Below are 18,499 nucleotides of genomic sequence, written 5' to 3'. Positions count from 1 at the left end.
AAGGCATCCATCATGTCGATGAGCACCAAAGAGGGCGCGCCGCGAAGGCGGAGTCCCGCCCCGAGTTCCTGGACGAGCCGTGTGATCGTCGGCGAACGGCTGGGGATCGAGAACCCGCCGGAGTGGTTCGTGCGGTCGTACGAAGCGTTCCGCAAGAACGTCATCGATCCCGCGTTTCCTTGCTTCTTCGGGACCACGGCGGAACGCCGCGGCGAGATGTTCTACGCGTTCGTGAACGGCGACGATTGGTCGCACCTCGCGGCGACGACGGCGCATTTTTCCGAGCTGTCGCGGATGCCGCAGCATCAGCGGAGCAACTTCGCGCTGTTCTTCGAACCCACCGAGGAGCCGCTGGACCACGCGGCGTACCGCACCTTCTGCTGGAAGGTGCTGCAGCATTTGCACGACGCCGACACCGCGGGCGAGTTGGAGCTCGACGTGGATCCGTCGGATCCGGCGTGGGAGTTTTCCGCGTTCGGCCAGCAGATGTTCGTCGTGGGGTGCAGCCCGTCGTACGAGAACCGGCGCAGCCGCAACCTGGGACCGGGCATCGTGATGCTCTTCCAGCCGCGGGCCGTGTTCATCGACCAAGTGACCAAGCGGGCCATCGGCGAAGAGGCCCGCGCCGAGGTGCGACGGCGGCTGCTCGCATGGGATGGCTTTCCGCACCACCCCGACATGGGCGTGTACGGCGATCCGACGAACCTGGAGTGGCGGCAGTACTTCATCGACGACGTGAACGCGCCCGAGGTGGGGGTGTGTCCCTTCCGGCAGCGCCGAAAGACGGAGCCGCGGGATCTCGGCAGCGTGCTGCGCGATCGCGCGCGCACGACGCCAGACCGGGTGGCGGTGCGGTTCATTCCGGATGCGGGAGGACCGGCCATCCCGCTGACGTACGCGGAGCTCGACGCTCACGCGCGCCGTGTGGCCGAGACGCTGCTCGCGCAGGCCGAGCCGGGCGATCGCGCGCTGATCCTCGCGCCGAGCGGGCTCGAATACGTCGTGTCGATGTTCGCCTGCTTCTACGCGGGGATCATCGCGGTTCCGGCTTACCCGCCGACCCGCGGCAATGCGCAGCATTTCCAGCGGCTCGTGGGCATGGTGCGCGATGCGCGTCCGCGGCTGCTGCTGGTGGACGCGGCAAGCGAAGCGCACCTCGCGAACTTCGAGCCCGCGCTGCTGGAGGGCGCGCGCACGGTGGTGGTGCGCAGCGATGTGCCGGCGCTGAGTGCGTGGGAGCCTCCGGCGCGCGATCCGGCGTCGACGGCCTTCTTGCAGTACACCTCGGGCTCCACCGGCTCGCCCAAGGGCGTCATGGTCAGCCATGCGAACCTGATGGCCAACTGCACGGCCCTCACCGTCGGGATGGCCCTCGGGCCGGACGACGTGATGGTGAGCTGGCTGCCGTTGTTCCACGACATGGGGCTCATCGGGACGATGCTCTGCTCCGTGCATGCGGGCATCCCGTTCGTCTTCATGTCGCCGCATCGGGTGATGCAGAGCCCCATGCTCTGGTTGAAGGCCATCACGGAATACGGAGGCACGGTCGGAGGCGGTCCGAACTTCGCCTACCAGCTCTGCGTCGACCGCGCGAAGGACGCAGTGCTGGCCGGCCTCGATCTGCGTCGCTGGCGCGTGGCGTTCTGCGGCGCGGAGCCCATTCGCGCGGCAACATTGGAGGCCTTCGCGCAACGCTTCGAGCCCTGCGGCTTCGCAGCGCGCGCGCTGGCACCGGCGTACGGTCTCGCGGAAGCTACCTTGGTGGTGTCCGTGTCGCCGGCGGGCTCGGGGATGCGTGCGGCGCCGCTTCCACTGGGCGGATCGCTCGTCGAGTGCGGGCCCGTGGTGCAAGGCCATCGCGTGCGCATTTCCGATCCGGTGACCGGGCATGAATGCGACGAGGGGAGCACCGGCGAAATTTGGGTCTCGGGTCCGAGCGTCACCGGCGGCTATTGGCAGAATGCCGAGGCGACCGCCGCGATGTTTCACACCGTGGTGCACGAGGATGGCTCGGAGGAGCGCTTCCTGCGCACGGGCGACTTGGGCTTCGTGCAGCGCGGACGCCTTTTCGTCAATGGGCGCGTGAAGGACACGCTCGTCGTGTGGGGGCAGAACGTGTACCCGCAGGACATCGAGCAGACGATCCACGAGCGCGTGCCCAGTGTTCGCAAAGGGCGCGCCTCGGTGTTTCCCTTCGTGGTGGACGGGGTCGAGGGCATCGGCTTCGCGGTGGAGGCGAGTCCGGCGCAGGTAGCATCGCGCGGGGCGGAGGAAATTCTGCGTGCGATTGCGCGCGCCATTTCGGGCGAGCACCAGATGCCCGTGGAGCTCGGGCTGCTTCTTCGCCCGGGGACCTTGCCGCGGACGTCGAGCGGAAAACTGCGCCGCTCGGCCTGCGTTCCCGAGTGGCACGCGGGCGCGATCGCGCCGCTCGCCGTGTACCGTCCCGAGAAGGAGCCCGCGCAAGCGGCGCGCGTGCCGCCGCGTACGTCGACGGAGCATGCCCTGGCGAGCCTATGGAGCGAGATCCTCGGCGTGCGCAACCCCGGCGTGCACGATGACTTTTTCGAAGCGGGTGGCGACTCGCTGCGTGCGGCGCGGTTGCTCGCGCGCATCCAGGGCCTCTTTCCCGCAGATCTTCCGATGGAGGCGGTCTTCGAGGCACGCACCATCGCCGCGCAGGCCGCGCGCATCGAGGCGCCATCGACGCCGCGGAGGCAGCCGATTTTGCGGCGCGCCGAAGTGCGCGCCCCGCTTTCGCACGGGCAGCAGGCGCTGTGGTTTCTCTGGAAGCTCCGTCCCGCGAGCACGGCGTATACCCTGAGCGCGACGGTGCGGCTCACGGGGTCGCTGGACGTGGACGCACTGCGCGCCGCGTTCGGGCTGCTGCTCGATCGGCACGAGGTGCTGCGGGCGCGGTTCGAAGAGGTCGACGGCGTGCCATGGCAGCAGCCCGCGGAGGACGCGCCGCTGCCATGGGAAGAGCACGACGCGGGCTTGGAGGCGGTCCAGGCGGCCATCGCGGGGCCGTTCGATCTGCAGCGCGGTCCGGTGACGCGGGCGGCCTTGGTGCGGCTCGCGCCCGAGGAGCATGTGCTCGTGCTCGCGGTGCACCACATCGCGGCGGATGGGTGGTCCGTGGCGACGATCTGGCGCGAGCTCGCAGCTTTCTACACGGCCGAGCGGGATGGAACCGCGGCGCCGCTCGAGGCGTTGCCGATCCAGTTCGGTGACTACGCGGTGTGGGAGCGCGCGGCCGCGCACGAGGCGCAGCTCGCGTACTGGCGTGATGCGCTCGCGGAGGTTCGCCCGACGGAGGCGCCGGGGCGGCGGTCGTCGTTCGAGCAGGGCGATGCGATGGGCCGGGCGCTCCGCATGGTGCCGGCCGAGGCGATGTCCGCCGTGCGTCACCTGGCGCAACGCGAGGGTGTGACGTTGTCCGTGGTGCTGCTGACCGCGCTCGATGTGCTTCTCCATCGCTACAGCGGCGAGCGCGAGGTCGTCGTCGGCGTCGCCACCGCCGGACGAGGGCGCGCCGAGACCGAGGGGCTCGTGGGCTACTTCGTCAACACGGTGGTGCATCGCGCGACCGTGCCGCCGGCGGCGACATTCGCGGAGGTGCTCGCGCACGTGCGTTCGCGCGCGGCGCAAGAGCGGGCGAACCAGGATGTGCCCTTCGAGCGGGTGGTGGCTGCGTTGCAGCCGGAGCGCCGCCACGGCGCGGCGCCGTTCTTCGACGTGGTGTTCAACCACGTGCCGCCGGACATCGAGTCGGTGCGCCTTCCGGGCCTCGATGTGGCGATCGAGCAGCTCGAAGCAGGGGCTCCGTTCGATTGGACCTTGCACGCGCGCGAGTCAGGGGATGCGCTGGCGCTTTCACTCGAGTACCGCGCGGGCCGGTACGACGGCGGCGTGGCCGAGCAGGTGCTTGGCGACTACGTGGCGTTGCTCGAGCAGGCGTCGGCCGATGCAGGGACGCACCCGGGTGGCTTTCGCTTGACGAGCGTCACCGAGACCTCGACGGAGCAGCCCTTTCGCAGCGTGCTCGATCGCTTCGCCGACCGCGTTCGCGAGCAAGGCGACGCCGTGGCCGTGACCTGCGAAGGAGCATCCATCGACTACCAGCGTCTCGGGGCGTGGTCGCATCGCATTGCGGCACGGCTCGAGGCCGCCGGCGTGCGCGCGGAGGAACGGGTCGGTCTATGCGTGGGGCGCTCCGTGGCCGTCGTGGCCGGGATGCTCGGCATCCAGCAGGCGGGGGCGGCGTTCGTTCCGCTGGATCCGACGTACCCGGTGGAGCGGCTGCGGGCCATGCTCGACGATGCACACGTGCGGTGCGTGGTCGCCGATGCGGCAAGCGCGCAGAGCCTTCGCGAGGTGCTCGAAGGCCGGCTCCTCGTTTCCGTGACGGACGCCGACGGTGATGAGGAGACGGGGCGCCGCGCTTCGGTGCACCCGGAGCAGCTTGCGTACGTGATGTTCACGTCGGGCTCGAGCGGCCGGCCGAAGGGCGTAGAGATTTCCCATCGCGCCCTGGCGCTGCACGTCGACGACTACACCGAGGCCTTCGAGCTGGGGCCGCGCGACGTGGTGCTTCAATTTTCGACGATCAGCTTCGACGCGGCCGTGGAGCAGATTTTCCCCGCGCTCGCCGCGGGGGCGCGTTTGGTCATGCGCGGGCCCGAGATTTGGAGTTGGGCCGAGCTGAATGCGACGTTGGAACGCGAGCGCGTTTCGCTCGCCTTTCTGGCCACCGGGTACTGGCAGCAGTGGCTGCACCATCTGCCGCCGCAGCCGCCCGCATCGCTGCGTCGCGTGCGCGTCGGCGGGGAGGCGCTTGCCGGCGACGCCGTCGGCCGCTGGCGCGCGAGCTCGTTTGGCTCGGTGCGGTTGGACAACTGCTACGGCCCCACGGAGTGCGCCGTCTCCACATCGGCACACGCGACGTGCGCGGACGACGTGCGCGATGCGATGGTGCCCATCGGAAAAAGCTTCACCGGCCGCCGCGCATACGTGCTCGACCCCGACGGCAACGAGGTCCCGCCGGGCGGCATCGGCGAGCTATGCCTCGGTGGCGCGAGCCTCGCCCGCGGCTACGCGGGTCAGCCTTTGCAGACCGCGCTCCGCTTCGCACCGGAGCCTGCACGCTCCGGCGTGGCGGCTGGCGGGCGCGTGTACCGAACCGGCGATCGTTGCCGGCGCCGCATGGACGGAACCCTGGAGTTTCTCGGACGGTTCGACGACCAGGTGAAGCTGCGCGGCTACCGGATCGAACTCGGCGAGATCGAGAGCTCGCTGCGCGCGCTCGCGGGCGTGAAGGACGCGGTGGCCATGCTCCACGGCGAGGGCGAGCGCCGCTTTCTGGCGGCGTACGTGGTGGGCGGCGAAGAGCCCGACGTGATGCGCCGCGCGCTCGCACGGGTGCTCCCGGCGCACATGGTCCCGCAGGTGCTCGTGCCCCTGGCGTCGTTCCCGCGTTCGCCGAACGGCAAGCTGGATCGCCGCGCGTTGCCGGCACCGGAAATGGCCCGCGCGGTGGATGCGGCATCGCCGCGCACGGAGCGCGAAGAGGTGCTGCTCGCGATCTGGAAGCGTGTGCTGGGGCGCGACGACCTGGGCACGGGGGACGACTTTTTCGCGCTGGGCGGCGACTCGATCCTGAGCCTGCAGCTGGTCGCGCGGGCGCGTGATGCGGGGCTTTCCATTTCGGCGCGACAGGTGTTCGAGCATCCGACGGTGGCCGAACTCGCCGCGGCGGCAGCGCCGTGCGAGGGTGCGGCGGCAGCTCCGAGCGAGAACTCGGCGGACGTGTATCCGGCGACACCGGTGCAAGAGGGGCTGCTTTTCCACGACGCCTTCGAGGAGTCGGGCGGGGTCTACGTCTCGCAGGGCTGCCTCACGTTGCGGGGTGAGCTCGATCGAACCTCGTTGCGCAAGGCCTGGGAGGCGGCGGTCGTACGGCACGACGTGTTGCGAACGTCGTTTGCGTGGCAGCCCCAGGGAGGTGCCTTGCAGACCGTGCACCGTGAGGTCTCGTTGCCCTACGAGGAGCGAGACGCGTCGCATCTTTCGATGGATGCGTACGCGACGCTCGTCGCGGAGGTCCGCGCCGCCGACGTTGCGCGTGGGTTCGATCTGGGGGCGGCCCCGCTGATGCGCATCACGGGGTTGGTGCGCCCCGACGGTGGCTATGATCTGGTGTGGACGTACCACCACGCGCTGCTCGATGGGTGGAGTGCGTCGCGCATCGTGGCCGAGGTCCTCGAGGATCATGCATCGCAGGGCGAGGTGCCGAGGGAGCCGGCGCCTCCGTACCGTCGCTACGTGGCGTGGCTTCAGGGGCGTCCGAGCGGCGAAGCGTGGTGGCGTGCCGAGCTCGCGCGATGGGATGCGCCGGCCACGGTGGGCGCGGGATTCGGTCGCGTTCGACTCCGGGAGCCGGGGACGCACCACCTGCGCCGTGCGCCCGGCGCCTCCCTCTCGGGTGCGCTCAAGTCGGCGGCTGCCCGCGCGCGGGTTACCGTGAACACGCTGTTGCAAGCCGCATGGGCCATCGTGCTCGCGCGCCACGCGGACCGGGCGCAAGCCGTGTTTGGCGTTACGGTGGCAGGCCGTCCTGCCGAGCTCCCGGGCGTGGAGCGCATGGTGGGCTTGTTCATCAACACGCTGCCCATGTGCCTGGAGACGTCGCCCGAGGTGAGCCTCGATGCATGGCTGCGCACCGTGCAACAGCGCGCCATGAGCTTGCGCGAGCACGAGGATACGCGGGCCGCCGACGTGCAGAAGTGGGCCGGCCGCACAGGCGATCCGCTCTTCGACAGCGTGCTGGTGTACGAGAACCATCCGATCTTCGACGTCCTTGGCACGCGCGCCGCCGGGCTGGCCATCGAGAACGTCACCACGATGGACCGCACGCACTACCCGCTGACCTTGACGGTCTATCCGCATCGGGACCTCGAGCTCGAGTGGGAGTGGGACGGCGAGCGAATCGAGCGCGCGTGGGTCGAACGCCTCGCCGCGCGCTACGTGGAGGTTTTGTCTCGGATCGCAGAAGGCGGGAACCAGCGCCTGGGTGAATTGGCCCTTGGCGAAGTGCGGGCGCAGCCGCTGCCCGTCTATACCTTCGATGCGATTCAAGAGCGCATCGCTCGCACCGCCCGCGCGAACGCCGAGGCCGAGGCGATCTTCTGCGAGGGCGTCGTCACGCGCTACGGCGCATTGGAGACGTGGTCGAATCGGGTGGGGTATGCGCTGGCGAAGCGCGGTGTAAAACGCGACGAGCTCGTGGGATTGTGCGTGGAGCGCTCGGCGGGATTGGTGGCGGGGCTTTTGGGGGTGTGGAAATCGGGCGGAGCGTTCGTGCCGCTGGATCCGACGTACCCGGAGGAGCGCCTGCGGGAGATGCTGAGCGGGGTTCGCGTGGTGGTGTGCGACGCGTCGACGGCGGGGCGTTTTGCCGATGCGGAGGTGGTGCGGATCGACGAGGTGGAAAGGGAGGCCGCAGATGGGGAGTGGCCGACGCCGCACCCGGAGCAGTTGGCGTACGTGATCTACACGTCGGGGTCGACGGGACGACCGAAGGGCGTGGGGGTGAGCCACCGGTCGCTGAGCCTGCACGTGGACGACTTCGTGGGGACGTACGGGATTGGGCCGGAAGACCGTGTGTTGTTCTCGTCGACGATCAACTTCGACGTGTCGCTGCACGAGCTGCTGCCTGTGTTGACGCGCGGCGGGCGCTCGGTGATGCGAGGGAAGGACGCGTGGGAGCTGGAGCAGCTGACGACGACGTTGCGTGAGCAAGGCGTGACGTTCGCGCGAGTGTCGACGGCGTATTGGCAGCAGTGGGTGCATCGGCTTCCGGAGGCGCTGCCGAAGCTGCGGCAGGTGACGGTGGGAGGCGAGGGGCTGGCCGGCGGCGCGCTTCAGCAGTGGTTCGCGGGTCCGCTGTCGGCGGTGAAGCTGGACAACCTGTATGGCCCGACGGAAACGACGGTGGCATCGCACCGTCACCGGACCCAGAGGGAGGATGGGGGCGAGACGATCGTGCCGATCGGGCAGGCTTTCCCCGGGCGAACGTCGTACGTGATGGACCGATGGGGAAATGCGGTGCCGGCTGGCGGGGTGGGGGAGCTGTGCATCGGCGGAGCGAGCGTGGCGCGAGGGTACCTGGAGCGGCCGGGGCTGACGGCGGAGCGGTTCGTTCCGGATCCGCACGCGGTGGGTGGCCGGTTGTACCGAAGCGGGGACGTGTGCCGAGAGCGCGCGGACGGGGTCATCGAGTTTCTGGGTCGAGCGGACGCGCAGATCAAACTGCGTGGGTACCGGATCGAACTGGGAGAAATCGAGTCGGCGCTGCGCGGGTGCGCGGGCGTGACGGATGCGGTGGCGGAGGTGAAAGGGGAAGGGGAGTCGCGGCGTCTGGTGGGGTATGCGACGGGCAATGCAAGCGTGGAAGCACTGCGCGCCGCGGCGGAGCAAAAGCTGCCGTCGTACATGGTCCCGTCGGCCTACGTGGTGTTGGCCGCATGGCCGCTGTTGCCGAACGGCAAGGTGAATCGCCGTGCGCTGCCCGAGCCCGAGCTGGAAACCGCGGAGCATGTAGCCCCGCGCACGGAGCTCGAGGCGACCTTGCAGACAATCTGGCAGGCCGTCCTGAAGCGCGAATCCATCGGTATCACGGAGAGCTTTTTCGACCTGGGCGGTGACTCGATCCTGAGCCTCCAAATCATCTCCCGCGCCCGCGAGGCGGGGTGGAAGCTCACGCCGAAGCAGCTCTTCGAGCACCCGACCATTGCATCGTGCGCACGCGTCGCACGTCGAGCAAACCACGCCGAGCCATACGAGGTACCGCGCGGCGACATCCCTCTTACCCCGATTCAAGCGCGCTTCTTCGAGCGGCATCCGGCCGGCCCCGCGCACTGGAACCAGTCGGTCCTTCTGCGCGTCCATGGCGAGGTCCAGCCGGAGGCCCTGGAGCAAACGTTGGCCATCCTCGCCGCGCGGCACGATGCGCTGCGCCTGCGTTTCACCCGCAAAGGGGCGGCTTGGACCCAGCGTGTCGCCGAGCACGAGACGAACACCCTTTCCGAGGTCGTCGAGCTCCGCGATCTCGCGCAGCTGGCCACCGAGGGAGATCGCCTCCAGCGAAGTCTGGACCTGCAGCACGGGCCGCTGCTGCGCGCGGGCTACTTCCGCCTGCCGAACGGCGAGCGCCGCCTTCTCCTCGTCGTGCACCACCTCGCGGTGGACGGCGTATCCTGGCGCATCCTGCTCGAGGAGCTCGCGCGCGCCTATCCGGCGATCGCGCAAGGTTCCGCACCCGAGCTGCCGGCGCCGACCACGCCGTGGAGCCTCTGGGCATCGCGTCTGCGCGAATACGCGACGGGCGACGCGGTCACCTCCGAGCTTGCCTGGTGGAGCCGTCACCTCTCTTTGGCCACGCCCTTTCCGCGCCACATGGAAGGCGCCCGCGTCGATCGGACGTACGGTGCGAGCCGCGAGATCGTGTGGACATTGAACGCCGCCGAGACGCAGCGCCTTCTCGATGCCGCGCCGCGCGCGTATCGGATGCGCGCCGACGAAGTGATGCTCACGGCCCTCGTCCAGACAATGGCCGCGCATACCGGCGACGCCGGGGCGCTCGTCGATCTGGAAGGCCATGGTCGCGAGGACGCGATCGCGGGGGTCGACATCAGCCGCACCCTCGGGTGGTTCACCACACGTTACCCCGTTTGGCTGGAGGCCGCAGGCGACTCCGCCGCCGCTCTCGTCGATGCAAAAGAGCGGCTCCGCGCGGTTCCGCACAAGGGGCTCCACTGGGGCTTGCTCGATACGGCGCACCTCGCGGTGCCGCAGCCGGGCATCGGCTTCAATTACCTTGGCCGATTCGAGGGCCAGGTCGGAGGACTTTTCGCGCTGGCCGACGAGTTCGCGGGGGATGCGATCGATCCCGCCACCGAGATGGGGCGTGCGCTCGATCTCAATGCGATGGTGCGCGAGGGCTCGCTGCGTGTGAGCTGGCGGTTCAGTCCAGCGGCGATCGGCGAGGACGTCGTGCGCGGGCTGGTTGCGGCGTTCGAGGCGAGGTTGCGCGCGCTGGTCGAGTGCGCAGCGTCTGCGGAGCCGGTGTGGACGGCGTCCGACTTTCCGCTTGCGCGGCTCACGCAAGCCTCGCTCGAGGCGATGAAGCTGCCGCTCGCCGAGGTGCAGGACATCTACCCGGCGACGCCGGTTCAACAGGGGCTCGTCTTCGAGAGCCTGGTGGACCCGTCGCGTAGCGCGTACATCAACCAGCTCCGTGTGACGTTGCGTGGTCCGCTCGACGTGGGCGCCTTCCGTGCGGCATGGGCGTCCGCGGTGGCGCGGCACGACATGCTGCGCACGCACTTCGAGTTTCGGCACGGCGGCCAGGCGCTGCAGGTGGTTCACCGCGAGGTGGCGCTTCCTTTCGTCGAGCACGATTGGTCCGAGACGCACGGCTACGAGGCACGCCTCGCCTCGTTCTGCGAGGCCGATCTCGCGCGCGGTTTCGCAATGGACACCGCCCCGTTGTTGCGCATTCACCTTTTCCGGCGGCCGGACGGTGCGTATGACTTGGTCCGTACGAGTCACCACGCGCTCTCCGATGGCTGGAGTGCGCAGCGGTTGTTCGGCGAAATTTTCGCGGAGTACGCGGCACGACGCGCGGGACGCTTGATCGAGCTGCCGCCGCCCGTTCCGTACCGCGATTACGTGGTGTGGCTGCAAGCGTGCCCGAGCCCGCGCGTCTACTGGGAGGCGAAGTTCCGCGATGTCGTCGACCCGGCGAGTGTATCGACGATTCTGCAGCGGTCGACCTTGGGAGGGGAAGACCCCGGCCCCATCGAAGGGCGCCTGGATGCCTCGCTCGCCCGGCGCATGCGTGAAGCGGCACGGCGGAACCAGATCACGCTGAATACGCTGGTGCAGGCGGCGTGGGCGCTGGTGCTCGGGAGGATGGGCGGCGCTCGGCAGGCGCTTTTTGGAGCCACCGTTTCCGGGCGGCCGCCGGAGCTCGATGGGGTCGAACGCATGTTCGGGTTGTTCATCAACACGCTGCCGGTGGTGGTCGATTTACCCGGCGACATGTCCGTTTGCGCATGGCTGCAAGGTCTTCAGCGCGACGCGACCGAGCTGGCGGCTTACGAGCACACGCCGCTGCACGAGCTGCAACATTGGGTGCATCGAACGGGCGATGCGTTGTTCGACAGCATCGTGGTGTTCGAGAACTACCCCGTGGGCGAGACGCCGCTCGCCAGCGGCACGGGCCTCTCGATCGAGCGTGTTCAGGTCGTGGATCGCACGCATTATCCACTGACGCTCACCGTGATCCCGCGCGGCGATGACATCGCCATCGTGTGGTCGTGGGATCCGCACAAGGTACCGCGCTCGCGCGTGCTGGCCATGGCGGATGGCTACACGACCATTCTCGAGCAGCTCGCGAGCGAGGGAGCGTGCATTCTCGATGAGATTCGGCCACAGGGGATGCACAGCCGGCCGGAGGCCGGCGGTATGGAGCGCCGCCGTCTCGGCGGCGGTACGCCGGCCTCCGGCCGGCTGGCGGGGGGTGGCCCGTTGCTTCCGCGACAAATTGCCGAACGCGTACAGCTGCAACCGCACGCGGAAGCTGTCTCCTGCGACGGCGAGCGGCTGACGTATGCGCAGCTCGATGCGCTGGCAAACCGCATTGCGCGCAAGCTAGGAAGCGCGAAGGGCGAGCGCATTGGCGTGCGGGTCGAGCGCTCGGTGACGATGGTGGCGGCATGCCTGGGGATCTGGAAAGCGGGCGGCGCGTACGTGCCGCTCGACCCGAGCTACCCCGAGGAGCGGCTGCGCGCGATGGTGCAGGCGGGCGCCGTCCACCGCATCCTCGCCGAGCTGGACCTCGACGGCGTCTCCGACGCCCCCATGTTCACCGAGGTGCACCCGGACGAACTCGCGTACGTGATGTTCACCTCGGGCTCCACCGGCGAGCCGAAAGCCGTGGGCATCACCCACCGCGCCCTTGCCCTGCACACGGCGGATTTCCTGGCGACGTACGGCATCGACTCCCGCGACACGGTGTATCAGTTCGCGACGATCAACTTCGACACGTCAGTCGAACAAATCTTCCCGTCACTGGCCGCCGGCGCCCGCATCGTCGTGCGCGGACCCTCCGTGCCCGACTGGCCCACACTCCACGACGTGCTCGCAGCGGAGCGCGTGACGGTGTTGAACCTATCGACGGCGTACTGGGCGCAAGCCATCGCGCACATGCGCGAACCGCTCCCCGCGTTGCGCGTAATGCTCATTGGCGGCGAAGCCGTCACCCCGGACATGCTCCAACGGTGGCGGGCCAGCGCACTCGGCTCGGTGCGGCTGACGAACGGCTATGGCCCGACGGAAATCACGGTGACGTGCACCGTGCACGAAACCACCACCGCCGACGCCACCCGCGCGGTGGTCCCCATCGGCCGAGCCCACGCGAGCCGCCGCATCTACGTGCTCGACGCCGACGGCGGCCCAGTCCCTCTCTTCGGCATCGGAGAACTCTGCGTCGGAGGCGACACACTGGCGCGTGGCTACCTCGAACGCGCCGGTGCCACCGCCGCCGCGTTCGTACCGGACCCCTTCGTCCCCGGAGCGCGCGTCTACCGCACCGGCGACATCTGCCGCGTGCTCGAGGACGGCGCCTTCGAGTTCCTCGGTCGCCGCGACGACCAGATCAAACTGCGCGGCCACCGCATCGAGCTCGGCGAAGTCGAATCCGCCCTTCGTCGCATCCCCGATGTGCGCGAGGCCGCCGCCCTCGTTCGGGGCTCGGGCGAGCGTCGTCGCCTCGTTGGCTACGTCACGGGAACCTCTGACACGGAGGCCGTGATCCGCTCTTTGAAAGACAGCCTTCCACCGTACATGGTGCCCTCGGCGATCGTGGCCCTGCCATCGCTGCCCCTGCGCCCCAATGGAAAGGTGGACCGCGACGCATTGCCCGAGCCGGAAATCCGCGACGGGCACGCGACCGTTGCACCGCGCACCGAGATTGAGCGGCAGCTCGTGGCCATTTGGTGCGACGTCTTGCAGCGGACCGACATTGGCGTCACCGATGACTTCTTCGCGCTGGAGGGCGACTCCATTGCGAGCCTTCGCGTCGTCGCCCGCGCGCGCGAACTCGGCATCGGCCTTACCCCCAAGCTGGTGCTCGAGCATCCGACCATCGCCGAGCTCGCGCTGGCCGCCGGCCGTGCACGCGAAGCCGAGCACCGTGAAATCCACGATGCGCTCCCCCTGACGCCGATCCAAGCGTGGTTCTTCGAGGAGCACCCCGCCGGCGAGTCGCACTACAACCAAGCTGTCCTCCTTCGCACGACCGAAGACCTCTCGCCCGCCGCCCTCGAGCGAGCCTTCGACACGCTGGTTGCGCGCCACGACGCGCTCCGTCTGCGCTTTCACGTGCACGACGGCGTCTGGCACCAGCGCGTCACGCCGGAGGATCGGCACACGCGCGTCTCGGTGTGCGATCTTCGCCACGAGACCCACTGGACCGCGCGCCTCGAGGCCGAGGGCGAGCGCTTGCAGAAAAGCCTGAACCTGCAGAGCGGCCCGCTGCTGCGCGCCGGCTATTTCCACGTGGGCGAGCGCGAGGGGCGCCTGTTGATCGTCGTGCACCACTTGGCGGTGGACGGCGTTTCTTGGCGCGTGCTCCTGGACGAGCTGGCGACGGCGTATCGCCAGGCCGCGCGTGGAGAAGCCATCGCGCTGCCGGCATCGAGCACACCGTGGAGCGCTTGGGCGAAGGCCCTCGCGGAGTATGCGGGCCGCGCGCAGGTGACGAGCGAAATCCCGTTTTGGCAGACGTCGCTCGCGCGCGCCTCGGGAACCCGGTTTTCCAAGGCCGGGACTGTCGGGGCGAGCGTCGAGACGAACCTCGAGCTCGACGCGGTCTGGACGCGTCGCTTGCTCGACGTCGCCGCGCGCGTCTACCGCATGCGGGTCGACGAAGTGCTGATCACGGCCCTGGTGCGCACGCTCGCAGAGCCCGGGGCAGGGTTGCTCGTGGACCTCGAAGGTCACGGTCGCGAGGACGTCCTCGACGGCGTGGATGCGAGCCGCACCCTCGGCTGGTTCACCACACAGTACCCCGTGTGGTTCGAGGCGCCCGCGGAGCAAACGGCCGCCCTGCGCGTCGTCAAAGAGCGACTCCGCGCGGTGCCCCATCGCGGCATGCACTTCGGTCTCTTGCGCTATGGCGCCGACCCGGCGACCCGCGAAGCAATGCGCGCGCTCCCGCGCCCGGACGTGAACTTCAACTACCTCGGGCAATTCGAGTTCGCCGAGGGGCCCTTTGCCCGTGCGGAAGAAGGCTACGGGCCCGCGGTGGCGGCATCGAGCCGCCTTCCGCACCCGCTCGAGGTGAACGCGCTCGTGGCCGGCGGCGTGCTCCAAGTGAGTTTCCGCTACGATCCCGAGCGCCTCGCGTCCGCGGACGCCATCGTTTCGCGTTTCGATGCGGCGCTGCGCGCGCTGGTGTCCCATGCTGCGACGTCGGGCGTACTGACCAGTGCCGCGGATTTTCCGCTCGCAGGCATCGGGAAGGCCGAGTTGGATGCGCTCGGGCTCGATCTCGCCAACGTGGAGGACATCTACCCGGCCACGCCGCTGCAGCAGGGGCTTCTCTTCCACACGCTGCTCGATCCGGCGGCGTACACCAACGAGCTGCGCGTGACCATTCGTGGTCCGCTGAACCATGAAGCCTTCCGTGCGGCCTGGCAGGCGGCCGTTTCGCGGCATCCGATCTTGCGCACGCACTTCGAGTGGCGGCACGGCGGCGAGGCGCTGCAGATCGTGCACCGGCATGCGGAGCTTCCATGGAACGAGGACCCCGCCTCGATGGATCTGGGGCGGGCGCCGCTGATGCGGGCGTGTCTGACGGCGGGGGCGGATGCGGGCGTGCACCATTTCGTGTGGACCTCGCACCACGTGCTGCTCGATGGATGGAGCGTGGCGCGGCTCTTCGGCGAGGTCATCGCGGAATACCGCGGTGCACCGCCCGCGCAGCCGCCGCCTCCGTTCCGGCAATATGTGGCATGGCTTCGTCAGCTTGGCGCCGCGGACGAGGCATGGTGGCGCGCGAAGCTCGCGGGCGTGGGGGACGCGGCGGGGCTTCTCGATGGCCTGGGCACGAGAGACCGTCACGAGCCAGGACGCCACGAGCAGCGGCTCGACACGGCGCTCACCGCTCGCATCGTGGCCTTCGCGCGGCGCCATCGCGTCACCTTGAACACGGTGGTGCAGGCCGCGTGGGCGCTCGTGTTGAGCCGCCATGCGGACAACGCCAACGTCATCTTCGGTACGGCCGTCGCAGGGCGCCCCGCCGAGCTGCCCGGTGTGGAGGCGATGCTCGGGCTGTTCATCAACACGCTGCCCGTGCCCATCACCGTGCCCGATGCCACGCCCGTCCCGGTGTGGCTGCGCGAGGTGCAGGATGCGATGATCGAGCTCGCGCAGCACGAGCACACCCCGCTTCACGAACTTCAGCGTTGGGCCGGCCGCTCCGGTGCGGCGCTGTTCGATACGTTGCTCGTCTTCGAGAATTACCCGCTGCACGAGGCCGCGCAGTCCTCGGGCGATCTCGTCTTCGAGGGCGCCTCCCTGGACGATCGAACGCACTATCCGCTGACCCTGTCGGTGACCTCCGGCGCCTCGCTCGAGGTCACGTGGGCATGGCAGGGAGGCTCGCTCGATCGCCCCGTCGTCGAACGGCTCGCAGCGCACCTCGCACGGGTACTCGAGCAGCTCGCCCACGATGACGCGCGGGTCCGCGATGTGCGGCTCGAATCGATCCCGACCACCGCAACGGAGCTTACGGGCTACGCATTCCAGGCCGTGCCCGCGCGCGTGTCCGTGCAGGCGGTGCGAAAGCCCGATGCGGTGGCGGTGAGCTGCGCAGGCGTGCACCTGACGTACGCGCGCCTCGTCGCCTGGTCCTCACGCATCGCGCATCGCCTCGCCGGCGCGGTCCCTGAAGAGCGCATTGGCCTATGCGTCGAGCGTGGCGTGGCGCTTCCGGTGGCGCTCTTGGGCGTGCTCGCGTCGGGCGCCGCCTATGTTCCGCTCGATCCGTCGTACCCGGTGGAGCGGCTGGCGTACATGCTGGAGGATGCGCGCATCGGCACCGTCGTGGCCGATCGGGCGAGCGCGGCAAACTTGGCCGCGCTCTTGGCAGCCCGTCGCGTCGTGCTCGTCGAGGACGAAGAGGGCACGGCCGGCGCGCCCGTCGAAAGGCGCGCTCTGCATCCCGCGCAGACCGCGTACGTGCTGTACACGTCCGGATCGACGGGTGCACCAAAGGGCGTAGCCGTCAGCCACGAAGCGCTCGATCGATTCCTCGCCAGCACCGGGCAACGACCCGGACTCACGCCCGACGACGTGTGGCTCAGCGTGACGTCGCCGTCGTTCGACATTTCCGCGCTCGAGATTTACCTGCCGCTGATCACCGGCGCACGCGTGGAGATGGCACCCCGTGAGGCCCTGGTCGATGGCGCTGCGTTGGCAGCGTTGCTCGGCAGCAGCGGCGCCACCGTGATGCAGGCCACCCCGACGACCTGGCGCACCTTGGTGGATGCGGGATGGCGCGGCGCCGCGAAGCTCGTGGCCCTCTCGGGCGGCGAGGCGTTGCCCGAGGATCTCGCGCGCGCGTTGCTCGAACGGGGCGTCACCCTCTGGAACATGTACGGCCCGACGGAGACGACGATCTGGTCGAGCGCAGCACGGCTCGAGCCGGGGCAGCGCATCACCTTGGGCGAGCCGCTTCACGACACCGTGCTCCGCGTGCTCGATGCGCGCGGTGAGCCGGTGCCGGTGGGCGGTGTGGGAGAGGTTTGCATCGGAGGAACGAACCTGGCACGCGGCTACCTTGGCCGCCCCGGCATGACCGCGGAGCGTTTCACACCGTCTGCCGGCGGCGGGCGCTCGTACCGCACGGGTGACCGATGCCGGCTGCGTGCGGACGGTACCGCGGAGTTCCTCGGTCGGCTCGATCTTCAGGTGAAGCTGCGCGGTCACCGCATCGAGCTTGGCGAGATTGAATCCGCCTTGCGCGCGCAGCCCGGCGTGGTCGACGCCGTCGTCGTCGTGAAAGATGCCGGCGATCGTGCGCGCCTCGTGGGCTACGTCACCGGGCACGCGGAACCGCAGGCATTGCGCGCGGCGCTGGCTCGGAAGCTTCCGTCGATCATGGTGCCATCGGTCCTGGTGCCGCTCGCGGCGCTTCCCATGACCCTCAATGGGAAGATTGCGCGCGGTGCGCTTCCGGATGTCGACGCGCGCGAGGCGTTCGTCGCACCGCGCACCGATACGGAGGTGACGCTGGCCAAGCTATGGGCCGAGGTGCTCGGGACCGAGAAGGTCTCGGCACGGGACGACTTTTTCGCCGCCGGCGGCCACTCGATTTCCGCGGTGCGGCTCGTCGCCCGCATTCGGCGCGATCTCCAGCGGGACCTGCCGCTGCGCGCCATCTTCGAGCACCCGGTCCTCGCGGACTTGGCCGCATCGCTCGATCGCACCACGGGCTCGGTGCACGCGATGGCGCCCCGCCGGGATCGCCCGGGCGCGATCCCGCTGTCCTTTGCGCAAGAGCGTCTTTGGTTCCTTTGGAAGCTCGAACCCGACAGCGCGGCCTACACCGTGGGCGGTGCGCTTCGCCTGGAGGGCGATCTCGACGTGCCTGCCCTGCGCGATGCGCTCACGGCAATCGTGGCGCGCCACGAAAGCCTGCGAACCCGGTTTCAGGCCGGCCCCGATGGGACGCCGGTTCAAATCGTCTCCGAGTCGCCCGATTTCGAATGGGTCGAGCGCGATGGCGAGCCGAGCCCCGATGCGCTCGCGCGCCCGTTCGATCTGGAGCGCGGCCCGCTCTTTCGCGTCGAGCTAGCGAAGCGCGCCCCGGGCGACCACGTGCTCGTGCTCGCGATGCACCACATCGTCTCCGACGGTGCCTCGGTCGATCGGTTCCTCGCCGAGCTGGCGGCGGCTTACCGAGGTGCGGAGCTCGCGCCCCTGCCGATCCAATACGCCGACTACGCGCTCTGGGAGCGGGATACCGCGAACGAAGCCGCGATGGTGCAAAAGCTCGCGCATTGGCGTGAGCACCTTGGCAGCGAGCATCCCGCGCTCGAGCTTCCCGCGGATCGGCCGCGGCGCGGTCCGCGGAGCCCGCATGGGGCGCGTGTCGCGCGCGAGCTCGATCCGGAGCGCGTTCACGCGATCGATGCCTTGGCGCGCCGGGCCGGCGTGACCCGCTTCGTCGTGCTTCTCGCGGCGTTCGATGTGCTGCTTCACCGCTACGCGGGCGAGCGCGACATTCGCGTGGGCATCCCCGTCACGGGGCGCGGGCACGTGGAAACGGAGCCGCTCATCGGCTTCTTCGTGAACACCGTCGTTCACCGCGCGGTGCTTCGGGCGGCCATGCCCTTCGGCGACCTTCTGCGCGAGGTGCGCGCGGAAA

Annotated in this window: 1 protein-coding gene (running past one end of the window); it reads left to right on the top strand. The window is 69.4% G+C overall.

The features are described 5' to 3' along the window. The first annotated feature begins 12 nt into the window (after window positions 1-12). Window positions 13-18,499: the 5' portion of a non-ribosomal peptide synthase/polyketide synthase gene (locus tag LZC95_46435; protein ID WXA93881.1), read on the top strand. The gene runs 2,201 nt beyond the window's last position; the window shows 18,487 of its 20,688 coding nt (coding positions 1-18,487); its start codon is at window positions 13-15; its stop codon lies off the right edge, out of view.

It is taken from the genome of Sorangiineae bacterium MSr12523, from assembly GCA_037157775.1.
Lineage (GTDB): Bacteria > Myxococcota_A > Polyangia > Polyangiales > Polyangiaceae > Pendulispora > Pendulispora brunnea.
This window is presented reverse-complemented; position numbering and strand designations above follow the sequence as displayed.